This window comes from Qingrenia yutianensis (assembly GCF_014385105.1).
Lineage (GTDB): Bacteria > Bacillota > Clostridia > UMGS1810 > UMGS1810 > Qingrenia > Qingrenia yutianensis.
Window position 1 is genome coordinate 82,339 of the sequence record NZ_JACRTE010000007.1, and the last position, 25,102, is coordinate 107,440.

At 44.4% G+C, this 25,102-nt stretch carries 19 protein-coding genes; 10 read left to right on the forward strand and 9 right to left on the reverse strand.

Annotated features, from left to right (window positions below; genetic code table 11):
* Window positions 1–195 precede the first annotated feature (195 nt).
* A complete protein-coding gene (locus tag H8706_RS07490; RefSeq protein WP_178348673.1) occupies window positions 196–1,254 on the forward strand; it encodes a Gfo/Idh/MocA family protein in 1,059 nt (352 codons plus the stop codon).
* 133 nt (window positions 1,255–1,387) lie between these two features.
* On the opposite strand, the gene spoIVB is transcribed toward H8706_RS07490, so the two are convergent.
* Window positions 1,388–2,605, reverse strand: coding sequence for a SpoIVB peptidase (spoIVB, locus tag H8706_RS07495; RefSeq protein WP_262432126.1), 1,218 nt, complete (start codon window positions 2,603–2,605; stop codon window positions 1,388–1,390).
* 205 nt (window positions 2,606–2,810) lie between these two features.
* On the opposite strand from spoIVB, the gene H8706_RS07500 reads away from it, so the two are divergent.
* The 3 genes from H8706_RS07500 (at window position 2,811) to H8706_RS07510 (ending at window position 5,219) form a co-directional block, all read left to right on the forward strand.
* Window positions 2,811–3,542, forward strand: a complete 732-nt coding sequence (locus tag H8706_RS07500) for a 16S rRNA (uracil(1498)-N(3))-methyltransferase (RefSeq protein WP_262432127.1) — start codon at window positions 2,811–2,813, stop codon at window positions 3,540–3,542.
* Between the two features lie 52 nt (window positions 3,543–3,594).
* Window positions 3,595–4,119, forward strand: coding sequence for a hypothetical protein (locus tag H8706_RS07505; RefSeq protein WP_178348676.1), 525 nt, complete (start codon window positions 3,595–3,597; stop codon window positions 4,117–4,119).
* A gap of 80 nt (window positions 4,120–4,199) precedes the next feature.
* Complete coding sequence (locus H8706_RS07510) at window positions 4,200–5,219, forward strand: sugar kinase (protein ID WP_178348677.1); 1,020 nt, start codon at window positions 4,200–4,202, stop codon at window positions 5,217–5,219.
* A 109-nt stretch (window positions 5,220–5,328) separates the two neighbouring features.
* On the opposite strand, the gene H8706_RS07515 is transcribed toward H8706_RS07510, so the two are convergent.
* The 8 genes from H8706_RS07515 to glgB all read right to left on the reverse strand — a co-directional run bounded on the left by H8706_RS07515 (window position 5,329) and on the right by glgB (window position 17,926).
* A complete protein-coding gene (locus H8706_RS07515) occupies window positions 5,329–6,180 on the reverse strand; it encodes a polysaccharide deacetylase family protein (RefSeq protein WP_262432128.1) in 852 nt (283 codons plus the stop codon).
* A 4-nt stretch (window positions 6,181–6,184) separates the two neighbouring features.
* Complete coding sequence (locus tag H8706_RS07520; RefSeq protein ID WP_316636735.1) at window positions 6,185–7,198, reverse strand: M23 family metallopeptidase; 1,014 nt, start codon at window positions 7,196–7,198, stop codon at window positions 6,185–6,187.
* A gap of 212 nt (window positions 7,199–7,410) precedes the next feature.
* Complete coding sequence (locus H8706_RS07525) at window positions 7,411–9,285, reverse strand: glycoside hydrolase family 13 protein (RefSeq protein ID WP_262432129.1); 1,875 nt, start codon at window positions 9,283–9,285, stop codon at window positions 7,411–7,413.
* 73 nt (window positions 9,286–9,358) lie between these two features.
* Window positions 9,359–11,767: a glycogen/starch/alpha-glucan phosphorylase gene (locus H8706_RS07530; RefSeq protein WP_262432130.1), complete on the reverse strand. Its 2,409-nt coding sequence runs from the start codon at window positions 11,765–11,767 to the stop codon at window positions 9,359–9,361.
* Between the two features lie 25 nt (window positions 11,768–11,792).
* The gene (gene glgA / locus H8706_RS07535) at window positions 11,793–13,217 is read right to left on the reverse strand and encodes a glycogen synthase GlgA (RefSeq protein ID WP_262432131.1); all 1,425 of its coding nucleotides are present in this window, start codon (window positions 13,215–13,217) and stop codon (window positions 11,793–11,795) included.
* Window positions 13,218–13,242: 25 nt separating this feature from the next.
* Window positions 13,243–14,355, reverse strand: a complete 1,113-nt coding sequence (gene glgD / locus H8706_RS07540) for a glucose-1-phosphate adenylyltransferase subunit GlgD (RefSeq protein ID WP_262432132.1) — start codon at window positions 14,353–14,355, stop codon at window positions 13,243–13,245.
* 15 nt (window positions 14,356–14,370) lie between these two features.
* Window positions 14,371–15,561, reverse strand: coding sequence for a glucose-1-phosphate adenylyltransferase (locus H8706_RS07545; protein ID WP_262432133.1), 1,191 nt, complete (start codon window positions 15,559–15,561; stop codon window positions 14,371–14,373).
* Window positions 15,562–15,730: 169 nt separating this feature from the next.
* Entirely contained in the window at window positions 15,731–17,926 is a 2,196-nt protein-coding gene (gene glgB, locus H8706_RS07550; protein WP_262432134.1) for a 1,4-alpha-glucan branching protein GlgB, read from the reverse strand.
* A gap of 326 nt (window positions 17,927–18,252) precedes the next feature.
* Here glgB and H8706_RS07555 point away from each other — a divergent pair, with 326 nt between their 5' ends.
* The 6 genes from H8706_RS07555 to H8706_RS07585 all read left to right on the forward strand — a co-directional run bounded on the left by H8706_RS07555 (window position 18,253) and on the right by H8706_RS07585 (window position 25,064).
* The gene (locus H8706_RS07555) at window positions 18,253–18,996 is read left to right on the forward strand and encodes a hypothetical protein (protein ID WP_178348685.1); all 744 of its coding nucleotides are present in this window, start codon (window positions 18,253–18,255) and stop codon (window positions 18,994–18,996) included.
* 81 nt (window positions 18,997–19,077) lie between these two features.
* Window positions 19,078–20,988, forward strand: a complete 1,911-nt coding sequence (locus H8706_RS07560; RefSeq protein ID WP_262432135.1) for an LTA synthase family protein — start codon at window positions 19,078–19,080, stop codon at window positions 20,986–20,988.
* Between the two features lie 17 nt (window positions 20,989–21,005).
* Window positions 21,006–22,433 (forward strand): ArnT family glycosyltransferase, encoded by a 1,428-nt coding sequence (locus tag H8706_RS07565; RefSeq protein WP_262432136.1) that lies wholly within the window; start codon window positions 21,006–21,008, stop codon window positions 22,431–22,433.
* A 4-nt stretch (window positions 22,434–22,437) separates the two neighbouring features.
* Entirely contained in the window at window positions 22,438–23,307 is an 870-nt protein-coding gene (locus tag H8706_RS07570) for a decaprenyl-phosphate phosphoribosyltransferase (protein ID WP_262432137.1), read from the forward strand.
* Between the two features lie 25 nt (window positions 23,308–23,332).
* Window positions 23,333–24,304 carry a haloacid dehalogenase-like hydrolase gene (locus tag H8706_RS12370; protein WP_316636741.1) on the forward strand — a complete coding sequence of 324 codons (972 nt, stop codon included), beginning with the start codon at window positions 23,333–23,335 and terminating at the stop codon, window positions 24,302–24,304.
* 76 nt (window positions 24,305–24,380) lie between these two features.
* Complete coding sequence (locus tag H8706_RS07585) at window positions 24,381–25,064, forward strand: GTP pyrophosphokinase (RefSeq protein ID WP_394354543.1); 684 nt, start codon at window positions 24,381–24,383, stop codon at window positions 25,062–25,064.
* Window positions 25,065–25,102 lie beyond the last annotated feature (38 nt).

Below are 25,102 nucleotides of genomic sequence, written 5' to 3' on the forward strand. Positions count from 1 at the left end.
TTCTGCCGTTTTTTGCGTTTTACATTCTGTTTTTATAATCCGAACTCCGTGTGGCTTAAATAGGCAAATTTATTGAACAATATTGACCTTTTATTATAATATTTTGCCGAATTTGCATTTTTGTATTGCAAAAAATTTTTTATGTGGTACAATATAGCGGAAGATAAAAATTATAACACAAAAGGGTGTTTTATTATGAAAAAAACATACAATCTCGGCATCGTGGGCTACGGCGGAATGGGAAAATGGCACCATCTTAATATGGACAGAATTGACAGAGTTAATCCCGTTGCGGTGTGCGATATTGCAAAGTCTGCGCGTGACAGAGCGGAAAGCTACGGACTTAAAACGTATGACAACATAAACAAAATTTTAAAGGACGACTCGATTGACATTATTGTTATCGCGACTCCGAACCATTTTCACTGCCCGTACGCGATTAAGGCAATGCAGGCAGGAAAGCACGTTATCACCGAAAAGCCGATTACCACGTCGAGCGCAAATCTTCAGAAAATGATTGACGCTTCCGTTTTGTATGACCGCAAACTTTCGGTGCATCAAAACAGACGCTGGGACAAAGACTACCTCACAATCAAAAAAATTGTTGACGATAAAATGATAGGCGATGTGTTCACCGTTTCGTCGCGCGTTATGGGTTCGCGCGGTATTCCGGGCGACTGGCGCGCAAAAAAGGCGTTCGGCGGCGGTATGATGCTTGACTGGGGCGTTCACCTTATCGACCAGGCGCTTCATATGTTCAATTCGCCCGTGCGCGAGGTTTACGTTCGTATGCAGCACGTACATTACAGTGAGGTTGACGACGGTTTTTCGCTTGTTCTCACGTTTGAAAACGGCGTTGTTTACACAATCGACGTGTTCACTTCGTGCTACATAAATCTTCCCAGATGGCACGTTTGCGGTTACGAGGGCACGGCGGTTATCAACGACTGGAGCTGTGACGGCAAAATCGTGAACATTCAAAAGGGCAAGGAAAACGAGGACGCAACTCCCATTGAGGCAGGCGCAGGTCTTACAAAAACAATGGCGCCGAGAACCGACAAATCGACGGTTGAGCATAGTCTTCCGCATATCGAGTGCGACGAGTGGGTAGAATATTACGGAAATTATGTAAACGCGATTGAGGGCAAAGAGGAGCTTTTGGTTCAGCCGAGCGAGGCAATGCGCGTTATGCGCGTTATGGAGGCGGCGTTTAAGTCGGAAAAACAGAACAGGTCGATAAACGTTAATATTTAATTGGTTTTGAAAATTTTAATATTTATGTTTGTTTCGGGGGATTTTATATAAAAATCCCCCGTTTGTTTTTTGTGAAACATTTGGAGAATATTCGGGGCGATGCAGGCATAGTCCCGTTCAAAAATTCACATTACTACTGTGCGTTTTTCACCATTGTTTCCATAAAAATTCCGTATCCCTTTGCCGGGTTGTTGACAAAAACGTGCGTAACCGCGCCGATTAAAAGGTCGTTTTGGATAATCGGACTTCCGCTCATACCCTGAACAATTCCGCCCGTTTTTTCGAGCAGACGCTTGTCGGTGACCTTTATCACCATACCTTTTGTGGAATTTTCGTTGTACCGCATAACTTTCAAAATTTCAATTTCGTATTTTTCCGTCGTATCGCCCGAAATGTTGCTCAAAATATATGCTTTTCCCTCGGTGATTTTGTCCGCCGTGCCGACAAAATATTCCTCGCCGTGAATGTTTTCCTTGTCCGCCGTGCCGAAAATTCCGTATTTGATGTTTTTGCCGATTGTGCCGATTTTTGAATTTCCTCCGGCAAAAACTCCCTGCAATTCGCCCGGACTTCCCGACACGCCTTTTTTCACGTCGATAATGTTCGCGCGCACAACCGAACCGTTTTTCACCGACAAAACATTACCGCCGTCGCCGCCCGAAATACCGTGCCCGAGCGCGCCGAAAGTGTTTGTTTCGGGGTCGAAATACGTCAGCGTACCTATGCCTGCCGTGCTGTCTTTCGCCCAAAATCCCAGCCTCCAAACACCGCTGTTTTTCTCCTGTTTCGGCTCGATTTCCGTTTCGCGCTCCTTTGAATTGCGCAAAAATTTAATCTTCATTTTTTTGTTTTTGTGCTTTTCGGTCTGCGCTTTAAGCTCTTTTACGCCGGTGATTTTTTCACCGCCGGCATAGGTGATGAAATCGCCCGGCTTAAGCCCTGCACCGCGCGCCGGCGACACATTTCCGCCGTCCTTTTGCTCAAATTCCGTCAAATCTGCAACCAGCACGCCGTCGGTGTATAATTTCACGCCGATTGCATTTCCGCACGCGATGAGTTTTTTGTTTTTTACAACCTCAGCTTCTGCCCTCTTTACGTCCAAAATCCCCGGCATTTTTATGTCCGCGTCAAAGTTTTTGCCGTCATTTTTGCCCGTGTAAACCCCGTTTTTTAAAATTCCCTCGTCGCTCGCGTCTTTAATATGTGCGGAAAAAAAGCGTCCGTACTGCGCCTTTTCGCCCTCCATAACGATAAATTTATCGGGAATTTTTAAAAATTCAGCCGTCATATATGCCGAAAAAACGGCAAATACGGCAATCAAAACAAAAATTATTGATTTTTTGAATTTCAATTTTTTCACCTCGAAAACTTTTTATCGTTTTTAAGTTAACCTTGCTTTTGATGTTATATCCTGATAAAAAATTTGAAATATTTCAAAAAATTTTTTTAAAAGAATGAAAATTGAACAAAATTGCAAAAACTGCTTGATTATATGGTAAAAATATGTTAGAATAGTAGATGTGAATTTTTGAATTTTTGTCAGGAAGGTAGATAAATTGCACAGATTTTATACCGAAAACGTTTATCAGAGCGAAAATAAAGCAGTTATTTCGGGCGATGACGTGAAACACATGAAAAAAGTTCTGCGCCTTAAAGAGGGCGACAGGGTGACGGTGTGCGATTTTAAATGCATCGATTACATCTGCGAAATTGTTTCGCTTTGCGAAAACGAGGCGGTATTAAAAATCGAATCGTCGCATAAAAATGCGTTTGAACCGCCGGTTAACGTTACGATTTATCAGGGCTTGCCGAAGTCGGATAAGCTTGAATACATCATACAAAAGTGCATTGAGCTGGGCGCGGTGAAAATTGTGCCGACGGTTACGAAACGCGCGGTTGTGAAAATTTCGGACGGCGAAAAAAAGAGGGCGCGCTGGCAGAAAATTGCGGACGAGGCGGCAAAGCAATGCGGACGCGGTGTGCGCATTGAGGTTAATTTGCCCGTTTTGTTTGAAAAAGCCGTTTTGTCGGCAAACGGCAGTCTTAAAATTATGCCGTATGAAAACGAAGAAAAGAACACGATTAAAAGCGTGCTTAAAAATTCAGATGAAAAAAATATTTCAATTTTTATAGGTCCCGAGGGCGGATTTGACCAATCGGAGGTCGATTTTGCCAAGGAAAACGGCGTCTTTACAGTCACGCTCGGTCCGCGCATTATGCGCACCGAAACCGCGCCGATTGCGGTTTTGTCGGCTTGTATGTATGAAAAAGACGGCTGGGAGAGATAAAACAAATAAAATTTTAATTTTCAACACATATTTAATATGTAAGGAGAAAAAAATGGATAATACAAGAAGAAGTGTTATTGAAGAAAAACATTCCAACGCGATGCTGTTGTCTACTGTGGTAAGCATGGCGCTTTTGACGTTTATATTTTTCGTTTACACCCGTCTTTTCGGGCAAATGGGCGCAATTCTGCCTCTTTACAACACGCTGTTGATTTTAAGCTTTGCAAGCTTTGCGTGCGCGGCGGTTTTTGCGGTTATCGCCATCAAAAAAAGCGAATTTTTCGTTGAATACTCGCTTTTGTGCTCGGTTTTGACGGTCTGCTTTTTTGCAATGCGCGGAATACCGTTTATCCCTGCAAAACACGCGGCAATCGTTGCAATCGCGCTGATTGTGCTTTACTGGGTTTTGAGTTTTGCGTATCATTCGTTCTGGCAGAAAATTTCGGTTTCCAAAACGGTGCAGAACATTGTTATAATCGCATTTTTGGTGATTGCGGCAGCACTTATCGCGCTGTTTATCGTGTCGCTTGCAAAAATGCCGTTCTTTAACCTGTGGTACACAGACACACTTTATTGATAATATTTGATTTCCCGGCATAGAAATTTTTTAAAATTTCTATGCCTGAAATATATATTTACAAAGGAGAGATTTAAGGTATGAAAGTAGTATGCTTCGGTGAAATTATGGGACGTTTAAACCCTCCCGGATATCAGAGATTTGTTCAGGCACGTGAATTTGAAATTTCGTATGCCGGCGGTGAGGCTAACGTTGCGGTATCGCTCGCAAATTACGGCGTTGACGCGTCGTACGTTACAAAAGTGCCTGCAAACGACATTGCAAAATCGGCTTTAAGAGAGCTTAAAGCTCACGACGTTGACACCTCCGACGTTGTCATCGGCGGTGAAAGACTCGGTCTTTATTTCTGCGAAAAAGGCGCGTCGCAGAGAGCGTCGAAGGTTATTTACGACAGAAAATACTCGGCTATTTCGATGGCTGAACAGTCTGATTTTGACTGGAATAAAATTTTGGACGGCGCGGACTGGTTCCACTTTACGGGAATTACACCGGCGCTTTCGGACAACTGCGCGGCTATCTGCCTCGACGCGGTTAAAGCGGCAAAAGCTAAAAACATCACAGTAAGCTGTGACCTCAACTTCAGAAAAAATCTTTGGACAAGCGAAAAAGCCGGCAAGGTTATGGCAGGTCTTATGGAATATGTTGACGTTGCAATCGCAAACGAGGAGGACTGTGAAAAGGTATTCGGCATAAAGGCTGAAAACACCGACATCACAGGCGGTACTCTTTCAAAAGACGGCTACATAAAAGTTGCGGAAACACTTTCCAAAAAATTCAATATCCCCACAGTTGCAATCACACTCCGCGGAAGTATTTCGGCGAGCGACAACAACTGGGCTGCTATGCTCTATCAGAACGGTGATGTGTTCTTCTCGAAGAACTATCTTATCCGCATTGTTGACAGAGTGGGCGGCGGCGACAGTTTCGGCGGCGGCTTGATTTACGCTCTCAGAGAGGGTTACAACGGTCAGGATGCTATCGAATTTGCGGTTGCGGCATCGTGCCTCAAACACACAATCGAGCACGACTTCAACGAGGCTACCCTTGACGAAGTTAAAAACCTTATGGGCGGCGACGGAAGCGGACGCGTACAGAGATAAATTTCACATTTTAAAAACGTCAAAAACGGCATAGAAATCTATGCCGTTTTATTTTGCGTAAAAACCCCCGTTTTTGCAATGTGCAAAACAGGGGTTTTCTTATGATTTTTTACGGCGCGAACGCGAAAAATTCTTCGCTTGAGCGTCCGTCCGCGCGGTTATAACGCTTTAATTTATACAGACAATCCTTGTCGCGCGTGATGAAATTTATGCCCTCCTCGCACGACAGACTGCCTTTGTATCCGAGCCTTTCTTTCACCACCGTGTGCGCGTCGGTGCACATCGACCCGAACGGAAATGTGAAAACATCAACGTCTATACCCGTTTTTTCCTTTATAAGCTGTTGGTTTTTCATCAAATCGGCATAAAGCATTTTCTGATACGCCTCACTGCCCTCACCCTTTTGCTTTTTCGCACCGCTCCGCGATTTGTCAAAGCTGTGCAGATTGTACGAATGATTTTGAATTTCAAAAACGTCACTGCTCGTTTTTATATCGTCCCACGTCATATGCGAATAATACTTGCTCCGCTCGCCGTTTTGCGAATATTTCTCGCTCTGTATGCCGATAACCGACAGCACCGCCTTAAACCCGAACTCCTTCAAAATGGGATAGGCAAACAGATAATTGTTGTAATATCCGTCGTCAAACGTGAGCATAATCGGCTTTTCGGGCAAGGGCGCGCCGTTTTCAACATAGTTAACAAGGTCGGCAAAAACGACCGTCGTATAGCCTTTATCCTTTAAATACTGCATATCGCGCCGAAGTTCATCGGGCGAAACGATAAACTTTCCGAGCCGTTTGTCGTCGTCCAAAACTAGGTGATACATCACAATCGGAAGCCGTATTCCGTCACGCTCGGCAACGGTCAAAACTTCCTTTTGCGAAACGTAAGCGCAAAGGGAATAGCAAACCAGCATAATTGCACACAAAAGCGACAAAACCACATTTTTACTCGACATATTTTCAACCGCCCCCGCCGTTTTCCGTTAATAATCTCTCATAAAACTCGGTTTTCCGCCTGTAATTTTTATCGTCTTTCGGTTTTTCCACCGCCGACTTATTTTTATTCAGAAATTCTGTAATTTCATACACGTCAATCCAGATTTCGTTGTTGCCGTCCTTTTGCACCTCGTCAAAAATTATCTGCATACCAAAGTGCAAATGCGCAATGTTGATGTTGTTGACGTTTTCTTTTGTGCTGTAGCCCGTCATTCCGAGATACCCTATAACCTCGCCGGCGGCAACCGTGTCACCCTCTTTAAGGTGCGTATTAAAGGGAAAATCCTTGCGGAGATGCGCATAATAATAGTAGCGTTTGCGGTCGAAACTGCGTATTCCGACGCGCCAGCCTCCGTATCGGTTCCAGCCCATAGCCTCCACCGTTCCGCTCTCCACGCAGATTATCGGCGTGCCGATACCGCCCATCAGGTCGTTGCCGAGGTGTTTGCGCTTAAATCCGTAGGTGCGGCTGCTGCCGAAATCGCGGTAATGCGAAAATCCGTAGCCGGCGGCAACGGGCGAAAACGCTTTAAGTCCGTAGTTTTCGCACCATTCGCCGTCTTTTTTTATGTAATACGTCCCCACAAATCCGCCCAGCACACCGTCGTAAGCCTCTTTATAATAGTTGAAATATTTAGCGTTTTGACATATTTCCTCCGCCGTTTTGCCCGATTTTAAAAGCTCGGCGCATTTGTCCATATACGATAAATTGAAATTTTTGAAATTTCCTCCGCACTTTTCACCGCAAAGCGCGAGGAGCGTTATCCAGTCGATATGATTGTCATCGCCGGCGGTTTTCACGTCGTATTTGTACGCCTTTGTCATTGCCTCGTTTGTAATTGAAAAATCCACCCATTTTATGTAATCTCCGCCCGTTTCCACCGCGGTTTCGTCACGGTTGAACACGGCGAAAAGCGAAAAGATTGCAAAAAGCGCAAGCGCGCACAGGGTGGCATATTTTCTCCTTAAAAAATGCACCGCAAAAATCACCTGCTTACCACTTAAATAGTAAATATATATGATTTTTTACAGTGCATTATGTTTGTTATTTATTTTTAATTTCGGCTAGGCATCAGAGGATCGAACCCCGTATGCCTTGCATTTTAAAAATTTCATGCCTTTTCGGCTTGTCGTCCTCGAAAGGCTGACGTATAACACAGCTTTTCAACGCGGTATTTTGGAAAATTTGCCTATTTAAACCACACGGGGTTCGATCCTCTGATGCCTATCATCGCAGCGCCGTTTTTCGATACCGTCAGACGTTCGCCGTCGTAGGTGCACCCAACCGAGAAGATAATTCCCGGCTCGTCACAAGTGACAAACAGCGGGTCGTCGTCAACATTTGCGCAGACAAGAATATTTTCGTTTTCGTCCTCGCGCGTAAAGCCGAAATTCGTTCGGTTTTGCCACGTGAACGAAATTTTTCCCGTTTGCAGTGCGGTGTGCGAATTTTTAAGCTTTGCAAGGGTTTTATAATACTCGACAAGGTCGGTATCTTCATTTCCCCACGGGTAAAACGCGCGGTTGAACGGGTCCTCAAAACCCTCCATACCTGCCTCGTCGCCGTAGTAAATGCACGCACAGCCGGGGAGTGCAAACTGAAGTGCGGCGCACAGTTTTTCCCTTGACAGCGCGATTTTTCGGTCCTCGGAATTAAGCTTATACACCGATTTTTCCTCTTTTGAAATATGAGGCATATTCGGCATAAGCGCGTTTAAAATACGGAGCGTATCGTGCGTGGAAAGGCTGGTCATCACGCAGTCGAGAACGGGTTTCGGATAGTTTTCCGCAATGGTCATAACGGTGTCGGCAAACGCAAAACCGTTAACAGTGCCGTTTGCAAAGCCGATAAGCGCGTTCTGATACGGATAATTCATCACCGAGTCAAGCTCGGAATGTGAGAAATATTTGCGCAGAACGCCGTAGCTTTCTTTGTTCGACGCGTCCTCCCACACCTCGCCCATAACGAGAGCGTCGCTTTTTATCTCTTTGACGCGCTTTGTAAGAGATGCGATAAACTCGTCGGGAAGCTCGTCCGCAACGTCAAGACGAACACCGTCCGCGCCGAGATTGAGCCATTTTGCAAGAACCGAATTTTCGTCAAAGATGATATAATTCATAAAATCGGGATTTAATTCATTCACGCACGGGAGGGTGTCAATGCCCCACCAGGACGTATATTTTTCGGGGTATTCCGAGAACGAATACCAGTCGCGGTACGGCGAATTTTCGTTGCTGTACGCGCCGTTTCCGAAGATTTTCTTTTTGTCAAAATAGATACTGTTACTGCCCGTGTGCGAAAACGCACAGTCGATTATAATTTTAATTCCCATTTTGTGCGCACTTTCGCAAAGCTCGGAAAAATCGGAGTCGTCCCCCAGCATAGGGTCGATTTTTTTGTAATCGGCGGTGTCGTATCGGTGGTTTGAATATGCAAAAAATATCGGATTGATGTAGATAACACCCGCGCCGAGCGACTTTATATAGCCGAGTTTTTCGCGTATACCGCACAAATTTCCGCCGAAGAAATCGTTGTTTAAAATTTCGCCGTTTTCGTCGGGCAAAAATACGGGAACGTCGGATTTTGACATATGAACCGTGTACGGCTCAAGCTTGCCGGTTACCGGAGATTTTCGCTTGCCTTCAAAAAATCTGTCGGGAAAAATTTGATAATACACCTTTCCTTTAAAAAATTCGGGCGTATCGCAGGACGCGTCATAGCAGGTGACCTGCCATTTTGAGCCCTCGGAAATGTTCGTGTCGCCCGTGCCGTATTTGAAAAGGTTAAACGACGAAGTGCGCGTTTCTATTTTGAAATAATAGCGGTAAAGTCCGCAGAACGCGAGCGCAAATTCGCCCGAAAAAATTTCATATGCGCCGCCGTCTTTTTTATCCGAGAGAGGCTGCTGCATAAAAAATCCGTCGTTTCGCTCCAAAATGAGGAAGCATTTCTGCGTTTCGCAGTTTTTTGGGATTTTTATGCGTATTGTGCATTTTTCGTCGGTTTTAAGCGAGCCGAACGGCGATTTGTAAAATTCGTTTTTGCTGTCGAATAGTATTCTCATAATTTTTCCTTTGGCGAAAATTTTCAGGGCGGTGCAAACACCGCCCCGTTTAAATTATTTTAAATATGCAACATTATAATTTTATATTCCAGATATTATCCGCATATTCTTTCACTGCGCGGTCTGCCGAGAAAATACCGGCTTTTGCGATATTAACGAGCGACATATCGGTGAATTTATCCCTGTTAAGATACTCTTTGCCGACTCTTTCCTGCGCCTGTCTGTACGACTCGAAATCCGCGATTGTCATATACGCGTCCGCCGTGCCGAACGAATTTGTGAGGAGAGATTTTGAAATATCTTCGAAACGCGTGCCGAGAATACCCGACGTGAGCATATCAAGCACTCTTTTAAGCTCGGGTGTAACAAAGAAATTCGGGTTGTAACCCTTTCTCCAAAGTTCCTCAACCTCGGGCGCCGTCATACCGAAAAGGAAAATGTTGTCCTTTCCGACCTGCTCGCAGATTTCAACGTTCGCGCCGTCCAGCGTACCGAGCGTAACCGCGCCGTTTATCATAAGTTTCATATTTCCCGTGCCCGACGCCTCTTTGCCGGCAATGGAAATCTGCTCCGAAATTTCCGCCGCGGGAATGATGATTTCCGCAAGCGAAACTTTGTAATCTTCAATAAACACAACTTTGATTTTATCGCGCACTGCCGCGTCGGAGTCAACAAGGTCGGCAACCGCCGAGATAAGGCGGATAATCTGTTTCGCCATCATATAACCTGCCGACGCTTTCGCCGCGAAAACAAAGGTTCTCGGCGTGATGTCCGCGTTGGGGTTATCCTTAATCACGTTATACATATGCAAAATCTGCAAAACATTCAAAAGCTGGCGTTTATACTCGTGCAGACGCTTAATCTGCACGTCGAAAATGGACGACGGGTCAACGTTTATGCCGTTTGCGTGCGAGATGTATTTTGCGAGCGCCTGTTTTTTGACAAGCTTGATTTTCTGCAATGACTCAAGCACGTTTTTGTCGCCTTTATACTTCAAAAGTCCTTCAAGCGCGGTTGCGTCGTGAACGAATTTGTCGCCGATAAGGTTCTTTATAAGCGACGCAAGCTCGGGGTTGGACTGGCAAAGCCATCTTCTGTACGCAATGCCGTTTGTAACGTTTGTAAATTTGTCGGGTTCGATATTGTAATAATCTTTAAAAATGCTGTTTATCAGAATATCGCTGTGCAGTTTTGACACGCCGTTGACCTTATGGCACGCCGCAAGGCAGAGGTTTGCCATACGCACTTCGCCGTGCGCAACGGGCGACATATACTCGATTTTCGCAATATCGCCCGGGTAAACTTCGTTGAGTTTCTGCACCAGACGGCGGTTGATTTCGAGCACAATCTGATAAATTCGCGGAAGTTCCGCGGAAAACAGGCTTTCGGGCCAGCGTTCGAGCGCCTCGCTCATAACGGTATGATTTGTGTATGTGAGCGTGCGCGTCACAATATCCCACGCTTTATCCCAGTCATAGCCGTACTCGTCTATGAGAATTCTCGTAAGCTCGGGCACGCAGAGCGCAGGGTGGGTATCGTTGATATGGATTGCAACCTTGTCGGGAAGATTATCCAGCGTTTTATACTTTTTGATATGTTTCAAAAGTATGCTTTGAAGCGACGCGGACACCAAAAGGTACTGCTGTTTTATTCTCAAACGTTTGCCCTCGATATGGTCGTCGGCAGGATAGAGAATTTTTGAAATTACCTCTGCCATTGTGTTTTCCTCGAGCGAACGAACGTATTCACCGCGCGAAAATGCCGTCATATCAAGGTTGTTGGGCGATTTTGCGCTCCACAAAACGAGCTTGTTCACCGCGTCGGTGTCGTAACCCGAAATATACATATCGTACGGCACAGCCATAACGGGCTGATAGTTTTCGTGCGTAACCTTCAATTTTCCGTCGGTCCACTCTTCTTTTAAAGTTCCGCCGAATTTTATGATAAAAGATTCGTCCTCGCGCCTGTTAAGCCAAACGTCGCCCATTTCAAGCCAGTTGTCGGGAAATTCCATCTGCCAGCCGTCAACGATTTTCTGCTTGAAAATACCGAATTCGTAGCGGATAGAAAAGCCCGTGCCCATCATTCCGAGGCTTGTCATAGCGTCCATATAGCAAGATGCCAAACGTCCCAGACCGCCGTTGCCGAGGCCTGCGTCCGGCTCCATTGCATAGAGCGAATTGATGTCAATTTTCTTCTGCTTCAGCGCGCTTTTGAAAACGCTTTCCATTCCGAGGTTATAGAGGTTGTTGCGGAGCGACGTTCCAACAAGGAACTCCATCGACATATAATAAACCTGTTTGCCCTCTTTTTCCTTATACTGTTTTGCAAATTTGCTCCTTTTTTCGGCAAGCAAATCCTTAACGACATAACAAAGCGTCTTATACGCCTGTTTTTCGGTTGCGTCGTCTATTGAGCAGCCGAAAACGTTCATACATTTTGTATTAAGGAGATTTGTTACTTCGTCTTTTTTGTAGTTCATTAAAATTCCCCCTTTATCTGTTGTATTATATGATGCTGCCATAAACATTGATATATTCCGACGCGGCTTTTTTCCAGCTGCAATCGTACTTCATAATATTTTTGACAACTTTTGTATATTTAACCTTATCGTGATAAAAATCCACCGCACGGCGCACCGCGTCGAGCATATCGTGCGCGTTATACACCTTAAACGTAAATCCGCGTCCTTCGAGAGTATCGGTATTGAGCGCCGGAACGGTATCGAAAAGACCGCCCGTTTCGCGCACCACGGGAATTGTGCCGTAGCGCATTGCGATAAGCTGTGAAAGTCCGCACGGCTCGCTCTTTGACGGCATTAAGAAAATGTCAGAACCTGCATAAACCTTGCTTGCAAGCGCGGTGTCAAACTTAATGTTCGCCGAAACTTTTCCGGGGTAAACATATGCCATATGTCGGAAATGGTTTTCATATTTCTCGTCGCCCGTGCCGACAATTACAAACTGCACGCCCAAATCCATAATCTCTTTGGACACGCACTCCACAAGGTCAAGACCTTTATGCGAAACAAGGCGCGTAATCATAGAAACCATAGGAATATCGGGATTTTGCTCAAGTCCCAAATCCTTTTGGAGCGCGAGCTTGTTATCCTGCTTTTTAAGCACCTCGCCGGCTTTATAGTTCACATAAATATTTTTATCCTTATTCGGATTGAAAATATCGGTGTTTATGCCGTTTGTAATTCCGCACAGTTTATATGAATTTTCTTCAAGAATTTTTTCCAGTCCGTGCGCATAATACGCGTATCGGATTTCAAAAGAATAAGTTTTCGACACGGTTGTGATTTTGTCGCAAAGCACAATCGCGCTTTTCAAAAAGTTCAAACAATCGCCGTAGGTAAGCACGTTGCGCATACCCTCGTCCATACCGAGAACATATGACAAAAACTCGTTCGGCACCTTGCCCTGATACTCGATATTATGAATTGTGAGCACCGTTCTTATATGCGAATATTTCTGCATATGGCAATACTGCGCGCGAAGGAATGCCGGAACAAGCGCGGTCTGCCAGTCGTTTATATGGATAATATCGGGCGCAAAGTCGATGTGCATAAGCATTTCCAAAATCGCCTTTGAAAAATATGCAAAACGCTCGCCGTCGTCATAATATCCGTAGCACCCGTCGCGGTAAAAATAAAATTCGTTGTCCACAAGATAGTATGTCACACCCTTATACACCGCGGTGAAAACGCCTACGTGCACTCTCCTCCACGCAAGGTCAACGCCGAAGCTGGTTAAAAAACTAACTTTGAAATTCGGGTTTTCCTTTATGGATTTATAATACGGAATAACCACGCGGACTTCGATATTTTCGTCCTTTTCAAGCTGTTGGGGAAGGGACTGCGCAACGTCGCCCAGTCCTCCCGTCTTTATAAAGGGCGCCGCCTCGGACGCCGCAAATAAAATGTTCAATACCTGATACCCCTTTTCAAAAAGCCTAAATTTTTTCGCCTTTGCTGATGATGAGCGGTGACGTATGCGCGCCTATAAGCGTGCGTTCGCTGCCGATTTCAACGTCTTTATCGAGAATAACATTCTCTATTTTACTGCCTTTTCCGATTTTTACACCCTGCATAATAACCGAATTTTTAACCTCCGCGCCCTCTTCGATTTCAACATCACGGAAGATGACGCACCCCTCGGCATTGCCGTTAATAACACAGCCGTCGGCAACAAGGCAGTCGTCAACAAGCGAATTTTTGCCGTAATAGGTCGGCGCCTCGTCGCGCACCTTTGTATAAATAGGCGCACGCGGATTGAATATATTTTTGCGCACGTCGCAGTCAAGAAGCTTGAAATTGTTTTTAAAATACGACGCAACGCTGGTGTTGCGCAAAACAACGCCTTTGAATTCGTAAACGTTTATGCTCACTTTTCCGCTGTTGAAATTCGGCTGGAGATAGTCGCGCTCAAAGTGATAAAATCCTTTTGCGACGCATCTTTCAACCAAATCTATAAGCATTTTTCTGTCGAGAATAAACATTCCCATACCCACAAAATCGCCGCCTGCCGGTATGCAGTCGATAACAACCTCGGATGCACGGCTGTTTTCGTCGGTTTTAAGAAGAATTTTTCTGTCCTCGCTCGGCTCTTTCTCCTTGCTTGCAACCACCGTAATATCCGCGCCCGATTTAATATGCGACTCCAAAACGTCCTCATAGTCGATATTGCACACGTTAACCGAGTCGGACATAACAACATAGTCACCCTCGGCTTTTTTGAGGAAGGAAAGCGCGCCGTAGAGCGCTTCGATTTTGCCCTTGTAAACCTCGGTGCTTTTATCGGCAAACGGCGGAATGATGAAAAGTCCTCCGTTTTTTCTGTCCAAATCCCACTCGCTCGACGTTCCGAGATGGTCCATAAGCGACTGATAATGATATTTTGTGATAATTCCCGTTGTTGTAATTCCCGAATTTACCATATTCGACAATACAAAGTCTATTTGTCTGTAACGTCCGCCGAACGGCACCGACGCAACAGTTCTCTTTTTTGTAAGCTCGCCTAAGGTGTTGTCGTAAATATTTGAAAAAATAATTCCTACCATTTTCATTGTAAAGACGCCCCCTTATATAATTTCGTCGGGGAGAACCGTTTGTTCTGCCTCGATTGCTTTATCCTTGCCCACAACGCTGATGCCCCATTCGTTTTCAAGGTAATCCTTGGGGTCGCCGCCGATTTTCGCGTTTCCGCCGACAAGCACGTTTTCGCCGATTATGGAATATTTCACCGACGCACCCGACAAAATTTTTGTGTTCGGCATAACCACGCTGTCGGTAACTTCGGCATATTCGTCTATAACACAGCCTGTGAAAATTATGCTGTTTTTAACCTTGCCTTTAATTAAGCAGCCCTCGGCGATATACGAATTTTCAACCTCGGCGCTCTTTGACACAAAGCTCGGGGGCGACGCGTAGTTTCGCGCATAAATACGCGATTTTGAGTCTTTAATTTTAATTCCGCTCTCGGGGTCGAGGAGGTCCATATTTGCCTCCCAAAGGCTTTTAATGGTTCCCACGTCTTTCCAGTAGCCGTCAAACGAATATGCGTACATTTTAGCCTTGTCCGCGAGCATTTTCGGGATAACGTCCTTTCCGAAGTCGTTTGACGATTTGGGGTTTTCCTCATCCTCTATAAGATAGCTTTTCAAAATCTTCCAGTTGAAGATATATATGCCCATCGACGCTTTTGTGCTGTCGGGCTTTTTGGGTTTTTCCTCAAATTTTGTAATTTTGTCCTCTTTGTCCGCCGTCATAATGCCGAAACGCGACGCTTCGGAAAGAGGAACGTCTATAACCGCGATTGTGCAGTCGGCTTTTTTCTCCTTGTGGAAATCAAGCATTTTTGCATAATCCATTTTGTATATATGGTCGCCCGACAAAACAAGCACGTACTCGGGATTGAACAAATCTATAAAATGAATATTCTGATAAATCGCATTTGCCGTGCCCTTATACCATTCGCTCTTTTTGCTCTTTGAATACGGCGGCAAAATGTGCGCGCCGCCGAAGTTTCGGTTAAGTCCCCACGGTCTGCCGTTTCCGATATAACTGTTTAACTCGAGAGGCTGATACTGGGTTAAAATTCCCACCGTATCTATACCCGAATTTACACAGTTTGAAAGCGGAAAATCAATAATTCTGTATTTGCCTCCGAACGGAACCGCAGGTTTTGCGGTCTGCTCGGTTAAAACCTTCAATCTGCTGCCTTGTCCTCCGGCGAGCAGCATTGCGATACATTCTTTTCTCCTGCTCAGCATTTTTAACACCCCACGTTTATAATAATTTTTGAAAATCAAGTTGAATTTTTGCTTTTTCCCCTTTGGGTTTTTAAGATTTCCTTTGTAATCAATTTTGTGAGTGCAATAATAAAATGTCATAAATCAAGTGGTTTTGCATCGGTTTTATTGATTTTTATTTTATTAAAATTTATTTTTTCTTTTTGGTCTTTTTTGCTTTTACCGTCTTTTTAGCCTCGGCTTTAACTTCGGTTTCCGTTTTCGGTTCGGGTTTAATCTCCGCTTTTACTTCGGTTTTCACCTCTTTAACCGCTTTTTCCGCCGTTTTTGCCGTTTTAACTTCAGCTTTGACCTCGTTTTTTTCTTCTTTTTTAACCTCCGCCTTAATCTCCGCTTTTGCCTTTTTGACGCTCTTTACAGTTTCGGCTTTAATCTCGGATTTTTTTGAAGCTTTCTCTTTTATAACTTTCTCTTTGACGGTTTTTTCTTTTTTCGGCTTATGCACCTTTTTCTCAATTTTATAAAACGTCACCGACATAGGCGCGATAGTGAGAACGACACTGTTTTCAAAGCCGTGCATAGGCTCGCTCTCGCTCTTATACGATTTAAGACGCGCGGTTTCGCCGCCGTATTTTCTCGCGTCGGACGAGAACACCTGCGTATATTTGCCCTCATACGGCACGCCGATACGGTAGTTTGTCCTCTCTACGGGGCAGAAATTGCACACAACAACAAGTTCATTGCCGTTTTTGTCAATTCGTCTGAACGACACGATACTTTTTTCGTAGTCGTCGCACGCAATCCACGAAAATCCCGACCAGTCGGTATCGTTTTCCCATAACGGCGCATTGTCAAGATAGAATTTATTCAAATCCTTAACGTAATTCTGCATTTTTTTATGCAAATCGTAATCGAGAATGAACCAGTCAAGTTCTTTCGCGAAATCCCATTCTATAAACTGCGCAAATTCGTCGCCCATAAACATCAGCTTTTTGCCGGGGTGCGCAATCATATATGCGTAAAACGCCCTCAAATTGCTGAATTTATCCTCATACTCACCCGGCATTTTGTTTATCATCGAGCATTTTCCGTGCACAACCTCGTCGTGCGAAAGCGGAAGTATGAAATTCTCGGAAAACGCATAAGTAAGCGAAAAAGTGAGGTTATTATGGTTGTTTTTCCTAAAGAGCGGGTCGAGCGACATATAACGGAGCATATCGTTCATCCAGCCCATATTCCACTTGAAATTAAAGCCCAATCCGCCGTCGTAGCCGGGCTTTGTAACCATCGGAAACGCCGTGGATTCCTCTGCTATTGTAAGTACGCTTTTGTTCTTTTTAAACACCGCGGCGTTAAACTTTTTAAGAAATTCCACCGCCTCAAGATTGATGTTTTCGCCGTGGATATTCGGCTGCCAAGCGCCGCCGCGTCTGCCGTAGTCAAGGTAGAGCATAGACGCAACCGCGTCAACTCTTATGCCGTCGACGTGGAATTTATCCACCCAGAAAACCGCATTTGACATAAGGAACGACACAACCTCGCCCCTGCCGTAATCGAAAATACGCGTATTCCAGTCGGGGTGCTCGTTTTTAAGGTCGCTCTGATATTCGTAGCATCTTGTGCCGTCAAATTCGTACAAACCGTTTTCGTCTTTCGGGAAATGCGCGCCCACCCAGTCGAGAATTACGCCTATTCCCTCGGCGTGGCACTTGTCCACAAACGCCATAAAATCTTTAGGTGTGCCGTAGCGCGGAGTAACCGCATAATAGCCTGTAACCTGATAACCCCACGACGGGTCGAACGGATATTCCGAAACGGGCATAAGCTCAATGTGCGTGTAGCCCATTTTTTTAACGTACGGAACAAGCTCTTTTGAAAGCTCGTCAAAGGTTAAAAAACTGCCGTCCGCGTGACGTTTCCACGAGCCGAGATGAACCTCGTAAATGTTAACCGGCTCCTCCAGAATATTTTTTTTCGCCGCTTCTTTTCTGTAGGACTCGTCCTTCCAGTTATATCCCTCAAGGTCGTAAACCTTGCTTGCCGTACCGGGACGCACCTCGGTATGATAACCGTACGGGTCGCTTTTGTAAACCGTGTCGCCGTTCGGTTTTTCGATAAGGTATTTATAAGAATCGTACTGCTTTGCGCTGTCCGAAAAACCCTCCCAAATACCGTATCCTATTTTTTCCATTTTGACGGGGTTTTCTCCCCAGCCGGTGAACTCGCCGGCAATGCTCACGCTGTTTGCATTGGGCGCCCACACTCTGAAAACATAACCTTCTTTTTTGTTCTTTATCTCTTTGTGACAGCCTAAAAACTCATACGCAAAATCACAGTTGCCTGACGAGAAAAGTTTTAGATTATCACTTGTAATTTTGTCAGCCACCTCTTTAGTCCCCTTTCTTATTAAAATTTATGCGCAGTATATTACGTTATGCATTTCAAGCGTCAATTTAAAAGTATATCACATCGGGCGGTTATATTTTGACATATTTTGTAACATATCAAATTACCCCCGATTCTATAACACAATTATATAGCTTAAACCGCATTGTGTCAAGAATTTTGGCATATATTTACGTAAAATCCAAATATATATCAAAATATTTGTGCAACTTTTATACAAAACCGGCATTTTTGGCAATATACGGGGATATATCGCATAAATTTATTACTAAAATTGTAAAAACTTTTTATAGGAAGTGTAAAGCCGTGAAAAAATATAAATTACTGCTTTTTTCAAACGAGTTGTCCCTTGCCGAAAATGCGGAAAATTTTTTGTGCAGAGGCAAAGACGAAGTTAAAAAAGGTGAAATATCATACTTTTGCGAATTTCATTCGTTTTTCCCGTCGGCAAAGGACACGGCAAGCTTTTTTGCGTCACAAAACGGCGGTGAAACGCTGTACGTCTGCCCGATTGTGCGCAGTGAAAATTTTTATGACGACATTTTGTGCGCGCTTAAAATTCTGCCGTTTTGCGAAAACGCGTTTGTTTTTCTTTCGGGAAACGAAAAAAATCTTTGCAAAAACGCGCCCGAAATCCTTTCGCAGACGCTTTTTACAAGCGTTTTGCACACCGATTTCAAGCACCGCGGAAGAAAAATAAAATCGCGGATATTTTCGCTTTTGGACGAAGAAAACAAAAGCGGTTTTCAAAATTTTTATTTAAACAGCATTTTGGGATTTTCAAAGGGCACGGGGCGCGCGCTGTACGAAAAAAATCCGTGTCTTATGCCTCTCGCGCCGTATCTTATCGCGTCGGATAAGGCGAATATCGAGATTTTGAGCAGTGCGGCGGGAGTTGACCTGTTGGACAATATCAAAATTTTAAAAGAATTGTGCGTTGCGCTGGAATTGTTAAAGTCGGGCGGTTCGGAAAAAAGATACGTTTTGTCGGAGGTTGACGCAAAAACCGAGGCGTTCGCGCGCAGAATTTGCGAAAACGTTTTGGAATGATGCAGGAATTTTGCGATATATTGACTTTATCTTCAATTTGTGTTATAATTCGGTGTTAAAATAAATTGGAGGACAAAAACAATGCCGCAAACCTTAACGGCGGAAAAAACCGCCGCGGAAAATAAAAATACAACGGCTGAAATATTAGTAAAAACCGGCAGAAAAAAGGCGGATTTTGAAAAGATTTACTTCTTTTTAAGCCCGTTTATCACCGTGTTAATTCTTCATATTCTTCAGCTTCCGTATCACCACATCACTAAGGAAACCTTTGTGTTTTTCACCGCAAAGGTGCTTTTGTCGTGCGTATTTTTCGGCTCGGCGCTGTTCTTTTTCGCCTCGCTTTTTTCAAACAGACTTATAGGTTTTTACGTTTCAAATTTTGTTTTCGTGTTCCTCGCCGCCGCGTCGTCGGTTATGATGAGCATAACAAACTCGCCCCTTTTGCCGATTGACTTTGTTATGGCGTCGCAGCTCGGCAAAATTTCGGGATTTGTAAAACTCCCGATAAAACCGTATCTGTCGCTCGGAATTACCCTTTTTGCACTGCACGCAATCATTTACACGAGCGCGTTTTTGTATCTTCGCAGAAAGAAAAAATTTAATATAAAAAGATACTTCCGCAGCCTTGTTCTCGCATCGGTATTTTTCAGCGCAATGTTTCATCTTGTGTGCTATGACAAATATTTCAAATACACAATTCTCCCCAAAATCGACTGCAAAATTTCGGGGTTCGACTCGGCAAACAACTATTTTTCAAACGGATTTATTCTGACGTTTTTCCCGAGAATAGGGGAACTTACGGTGGAAAAACCCGACGGATATTCAAAAGAAACGCTCGCAAATCTTGCCGATACCTACGCGGTTATGGACGTAAACGCGGCGAAGGACAAAACGAAGGTCAACGTCATTGCCATACAGTGCGAAAGCTGGTGGGACCCGACAAAACTTGAAAACGTCACAATGAGCGAGGACCCGATGAAAAATATCCGCGCACTGGGCGAAAAATACTATTTCGGCGATATGGTGTCGCCGTCGTTCGGGTGCAACACCTGTATTCCCGAATTTGAATATTTGACGTTTTTATCGACAAATCTTTTGCCCGAGGGCGGTTATCCCTACAGTCAGTACGTGCGAAAACCCATATATTCGCTCGCGCGCATTTTTAAGGACAACGGCTACAACGCGCTTGCAATCCACACTTACGACAAAAATTTCTACAACCGAAGCAAGGCTTATCCGCTTATGGGATTTGACCGTCTTTTGGGTTACACCGACCTTGAAAATCCCGTTAAAAAGGGAACGTACATTTCGGATATGTACTTATCCGAGCAGATTATAGAAAAATACGAGCAGAGCATTGACAAACCGCTGTTTTTGTATGCGGTGAGTATGCAGAACCACGGAAATTATCTCGTTCCGCGCTACGGAAGCTACGACGTCGAGGTGAACAGCGACGCGCTTTCCGCCGAGGATTTGTCGGGACTGCGCGAGGCGGTGCAGGGAATTTACGACATTGACAAAGCGTTTATGCACCTTGTCGATTATTTTAAAAAGCAAAAAGAGCCTGTGCTTATCGTTATGTACGGCGACCATCTGCCGTTTTTGGGAATTAACAGCTCAACCTTTAAGTCGCTCGGATTTATGAAAGGCGACAGCACCGAGCAAAACCCGAATATGTACGAAACACCGTACATTGTGTGGGCAAATTTCGACATCTCACAGTTTGACCTGAAAAAACGCGTCGGTCCGCAGTATCTCGGCGTGAACACCGTGAAAATGGCAAATTTAAAAAATGTGCCGTGGCATTTTTCGTTTTTTGACGAATTTTACACCAAGCACACGGTTTATCAGCATACAAGCGTCTGCGACGAAAACGGCGACTATGCGCCGTACGAAAGCATTACGGACGAGGAAATCGCAAACTACAAAATACTTCAGTACAACTGCCTGTTCGGAAAGGAAAATTTCGTTTCGGACAAGTCTGAAAAATAAATTTATCGGGTGTTTTTATGAAAAAACTTACAAATACTTTCGTTTATATTTTCGCGGCGTTTCTCGCGGTTATTTTGGTGATGAACGTCATAAACCTGTGGTCGGGCGCGTCGGTCACCGGCGTTTCCGACGTTATCATCGGCATTTTGTATTCACTTTTGATGCTCGCGCTCGCACTCTGCATCAAAAACGCGAAAAACATAGGCGGAAAAAGCAAAATTTTTATACTTCTTGCGATAATTTTCGCCGGCACGGCGGTGCGGATTTGGTACGTCACGTTTGCAAAAACGGTGCCGATAAGCGACTACGAAACAATGTTTAACGGTGCAAAATCCGTCGCGTCGGGCGACTATTCGTGTTTTGACAAATTTACATATTTTCACCGTTTTGTGCATATGACAACATTCACGTTCGTGTGCGGTATTCTGTTTAAAATTTTCGGCGTGTCGGTGCTTAACATTCAGCTTGCGAGCGCGGTTTTGTCGGGGGTTTGCATTTTTATAATTTACCTTATCGGCAAAAAAATCAGCGGTGAAAAACTCGGACTTATCGCAGCGCTGTTTTATTCGGGATTTATCCCGTCAATCGCCTACTGCGCGGTGTTTACGAGCGAAAATTTTGCAATGCCGTTTCTTTTGCTGTCGCTCCTTTTTGTGATTTCGGCATACAAAAGCGCGCACATAGGCAAAAGCGCGGTGAATATGCTCATTTCGGGCGCACTTCTCGCGGTCGGCTGTCTTTTCCGCGGTGTCGCGCCCTTCTACCTTTCGGCTTACATCATAGGCGCACTCACGGTTTTTGCAAAAAAGACAAAAATAATCTCCTGCGCGTCGCTCGCGCTTGCGTTTTTTATCGTTTTCGGAAGCGTAAGCAGTATTTACTACAAAACGGGAATTACAAAATACCGCCTCACAAACGGCGGTGTGCCGTTCACCGTTTATATGCTTGTCGGATTTAATTTTGAAACGGGCGGAATGTTTTCGGCGGACGACCAGAACATTTATTTTGAAGTCAACAAAGACAAAGACAAAATGGCGGAGGTTGTGAAAGAGCGCCTTATAAAGCGAATTTCGGACAACAAAGAAAAGATTGTTCCGCTTTTGTTTAAAAAGACGAACACCATTTTCGGTTACGGTGAGTTTAACTCGGTTTACTGGTCGTACGGCAACAACGGAACAGAGGGCGCAAAGCCGTATTTATACACGCTTTACCGCACCGCGTCGGTATATTACATAATGCTCATTCTGCTGTGCCTTTACTACGCGGTTTTCACCAAATACAAAAGCCTTTTGTGCCTTTTATGCCTTATGATTTTGGGATTTGAGGGCGGACTTATGCTTATGGAGGTGCAGTCGCGCTACACATATTCGGTTGCATACGTTTTTGTGATAATCGGCGCAATGTCGGTTTATTACTTGGGCGAGAGGTCAAAAAACAGGAGATGAAACTATGAAAGAATACATAAAGCTTGCGCGGTTTAAGCACTGCATTAAAAATGTTTTTATACTTTTGCCTCTGTTTTTCGGGCACAAGCTTTTTGACGCCGGCGCGGTTTTAAAATGCGCGCTCGGATTTTTGGCATTCACGCTTTTGTCGAGCGTTATTTACATCATCAACGATATAAACGATAAAGAAAGCGACCGAAAGCACCCGAAAAAACGTCTGCGTCCCATTGCGTCGGGCAAAATCAGCGTAAAGAGCGGAATTATTTACGCGTGCGTTTTGGGAGTTTTTGCGGTAATCTGCGCGTGCTTTGCGTGCGCTCAAAAGCCCGTTTCGGCGGTGTTTTTGGTGATTTACTTCGCGCTCAACTGCCTTTACAGCTTCGGACTTAAAAACTATCCCATTGTGGACGTCGCGATTTTGGCGTCGGGATTTTTACTGCGCGTTTTGTTCGGCGCGTCGGTGGTGGAAATCGAGGTTTCAAGCTGGCTTTATTTAACGGTTTTGTCGCTTTCATTCTACCTCGGACTCGGAAAAAGGCGCAACGAATTAAAACGTCAGTCCGACACGTCGCGCAAGGTTTTGAAATATTACAGCTACGAATTTTTGGACAAGATGATGTATATGTTTATGGCGATTGCACTGGTGTTTTATTCGCTCTGGTGCGCCGACCCCCTCACGGTGTCGGAAATTTCGCCCAACCGCCTTGTGTGGACGGTTCCCGTGATAATTTTGATTTTAATGCGGTACGGATACATTGTTGAGGGCGACTCGGACGGCGACCCGGCAGAGGTCGTTCTGCACGACAAACCCCTTATTTTGTTAAGTTTGTTTTATGCCGTTCTGATGACGCTGTTGGTGTATATAAAAGGATAAAACCGCATAGTATAAGGAGAAAAATATGAACGCATACGATTTTGACGAAACCATATACGACGGCGACAGCACGCGTGATTTTTATTTTTACTGCGTCAAAAAATTCCCGTCGGTTTTAAAATTTCTGCCGTATCAGGCTTTTTATTTCGCGCTTTTCGTGTTTGGACTTATCACCAAAACGCAGTTTAAAGAGAAATTTTACATATTTTTCACCGCGGTGAAAGACATTGACGGCGCGGCTGCGGATTTTTGGAAATCGCACAAATCGGGCATTAAAAAGTTTTATCTCGAAGCAAAAAAAGATGACGACGTGATAATTTCCGCGTCGCCGTATTTTCTGCTTGCACCGATTTGCAAAAACTTGGGAATTAAACATCTTATCGCGTCCGACGCCGACAAACTGACCGGAAAATACAACGGCGAAAACTGCTGGGGTGAGGAAAAGGTTAAACGTCTTAAGGCATATGACGAAACATTTGAAATTGAAAATTTTTATTCCGACTCTCTTTCGGACACTCCGCTTGCGCGTCTTTCAAAAAAGGCTTATATCGTTGAGGGCGAAAAGCTCACCGACTGGAACGAATACGAAAAGACGCACAAAAAAAGTTTTTTGAAAACATTCTTAACCCCCGAGTTTATGGCATTTCTCATTATCGGGTGCATAAACGTTTCGACGGGAGTGGGATTTTCGTCGCTGTTTTCAATCTTTCTTCCGGCGAATTTTGCATTTGTTTTCGGGTACGCGGTGTCGCTCACAATTTCGTATTTTTTAAACACATTTTTGGCGTTTAAAGAAAAAATATCGTTTGCAAAATACATAAAATTCTGCATTTCGTATCTGCCGAATTTCATAATTCAAAACATTTTTGTGGTCGTTTTATACAATCACCTCGGCATAAACAAATACCTTGTATTTTTGCTCGCCGCGCTTATCGGCGTGCCGGTAACGTTTTTGTTTCTGAGGTTTTTCGCGTTTGCAAAAAAAGACAAAAAATAAAATTTCACCTTGTTTTCGCGCATTTTTCACAATGTTAAGGTAAAATATGGATTGATAAATTTTTTGGAGGTTAAAAGTGGAAAAAGGTTTAAGCAAGTTTTTGATTGATGAATCGCCCCTGCCTCTCGACGAGGGCAAAATTTTTGATAAATTACAGGATTTTCAGGAATTTATGATGATGTATAATTGCGCGATTAAGGAGGTCCGCACGAAATTTGAGGTGCTCAACGACGACCTTGCGACCGCGCACAACCGAAATCCTATTGAGATGATAAAGTCGCGCATCAAAAAGCCGGAAAGCATTTTTAAAAAGCTTTTGCGCAAAAATTACGAGGTTTCTATGGCGTCAATTCTCGAAAACATCAACGACGTTGCCGGTATCCGCGTAATCTGCTCGTTTGTCGACGACATTTACGAGGTTGCGAAGATGTTCATTTCGCAGGACGACGTGACGCTCCTTTCGGTGAAGGACTACATAAAAACGCCGAAAGAAAACGGCTACCGAAGTTTTCACATTATCGTTTCGATACCCGTTTTTTTCGCGAACAGAAAGGAAAATATCAAGGTTGAGGTTCAGTTCCGCACCATTGCAATGGATTTTTGGGCGAGCCTCGAGCACACTATGAAATACAAAAAGGACATTGACGATGCAGACTCCATTATGCGCGAGCTTAAAGAGTGCGCCGACGTTATCGCGTCCACCGACATACGTATGCAGGAAATCAACAAAAAACTGCATTACGCCAAGCCGTCGGAATAAAATTTTCCGTTTTTAAGACAAAATAAATCCCCGAATTT

Coding starts and splice junctions, on each gene's coding strand:
- H8706_RS07515 (WP_262432128.1), bottom strand. CDS start 6,180: ATGTCGAGTAAAAATGTGGTTTTGTCGCTTTTGTGTGCAATTATGCTG.
- H8706_RS07490 (WP_178348673.1), top strand. CDS start 196: ATGAAAAAAACATACAATCTCGGCATCGTGGGCTACGGCGGAATGGGA.
- H8706_RS07570 (WP_262432137.1), top strand. CDS start 22,438: ATGAAAGAATACATAAAGCTTGCGCGGTTTAAGCACTGCATTAAAAAT.
- H8706_RS07505 (WP_178348676.1), top strand. CDS start 3,595: ATGGATAATACAAGAAGAAGTGTTATTGAAGAAAAACATTCCAACGCG.
- H8706_RS07560 (WP_262432135.1), top strand. CDS start 19,078: ATGCCGCAAACCTTAACGGCGGAAAAAACCGCCGCGGAAAATAAAAAT.
- H8706_RS07545 (WP_262432133.1), bottom strand. CDS start 15,561: ATGCTGAGCAGGAGAAAAGAATGTATCGCAATGCTGCTCGCCGGAGGA.
- H8706_RS07525 (WP_262432129.1), bottom strand. CDS start 9,285: ATGAGAATACTATTCGACAGCAAAAACGAATTTTACAAATCGCCGTTC.
- H8706_RS07530 (WP_262432130.1), bottom strand. CDS start 11,767: ATGAACTACAAAAAAGACGAAGTAACAAATCTCCTTAATACAAAATGT.
- glgD (WP_262432132.1), bottom strand. CDS start 14,355: ATGAAAATGGTAGGAATTATTTTTTCAAATATTTACGACAACACCTTA.
- H8706_RS07510 (WP_178348677.1), top strand. CDS start 4,200: ATGAAAGTAGTATGCTTCGGTGAAATTATGGGACGTTTAAACCCTCCC.
- H8706_RS12370 (WP_316636741.1), top strand. CDS start 23,333: ATGAACGCATACGATTTTGACGAAACCATATACGACGGCGACAGCACG.
- H8706_RS07565 (WP_262432136.1), top strand. CDS start 21,006: ATGAAAAAACTTACAAATACTTTCGTTTATATTTTCGCGGCGTTTCTC.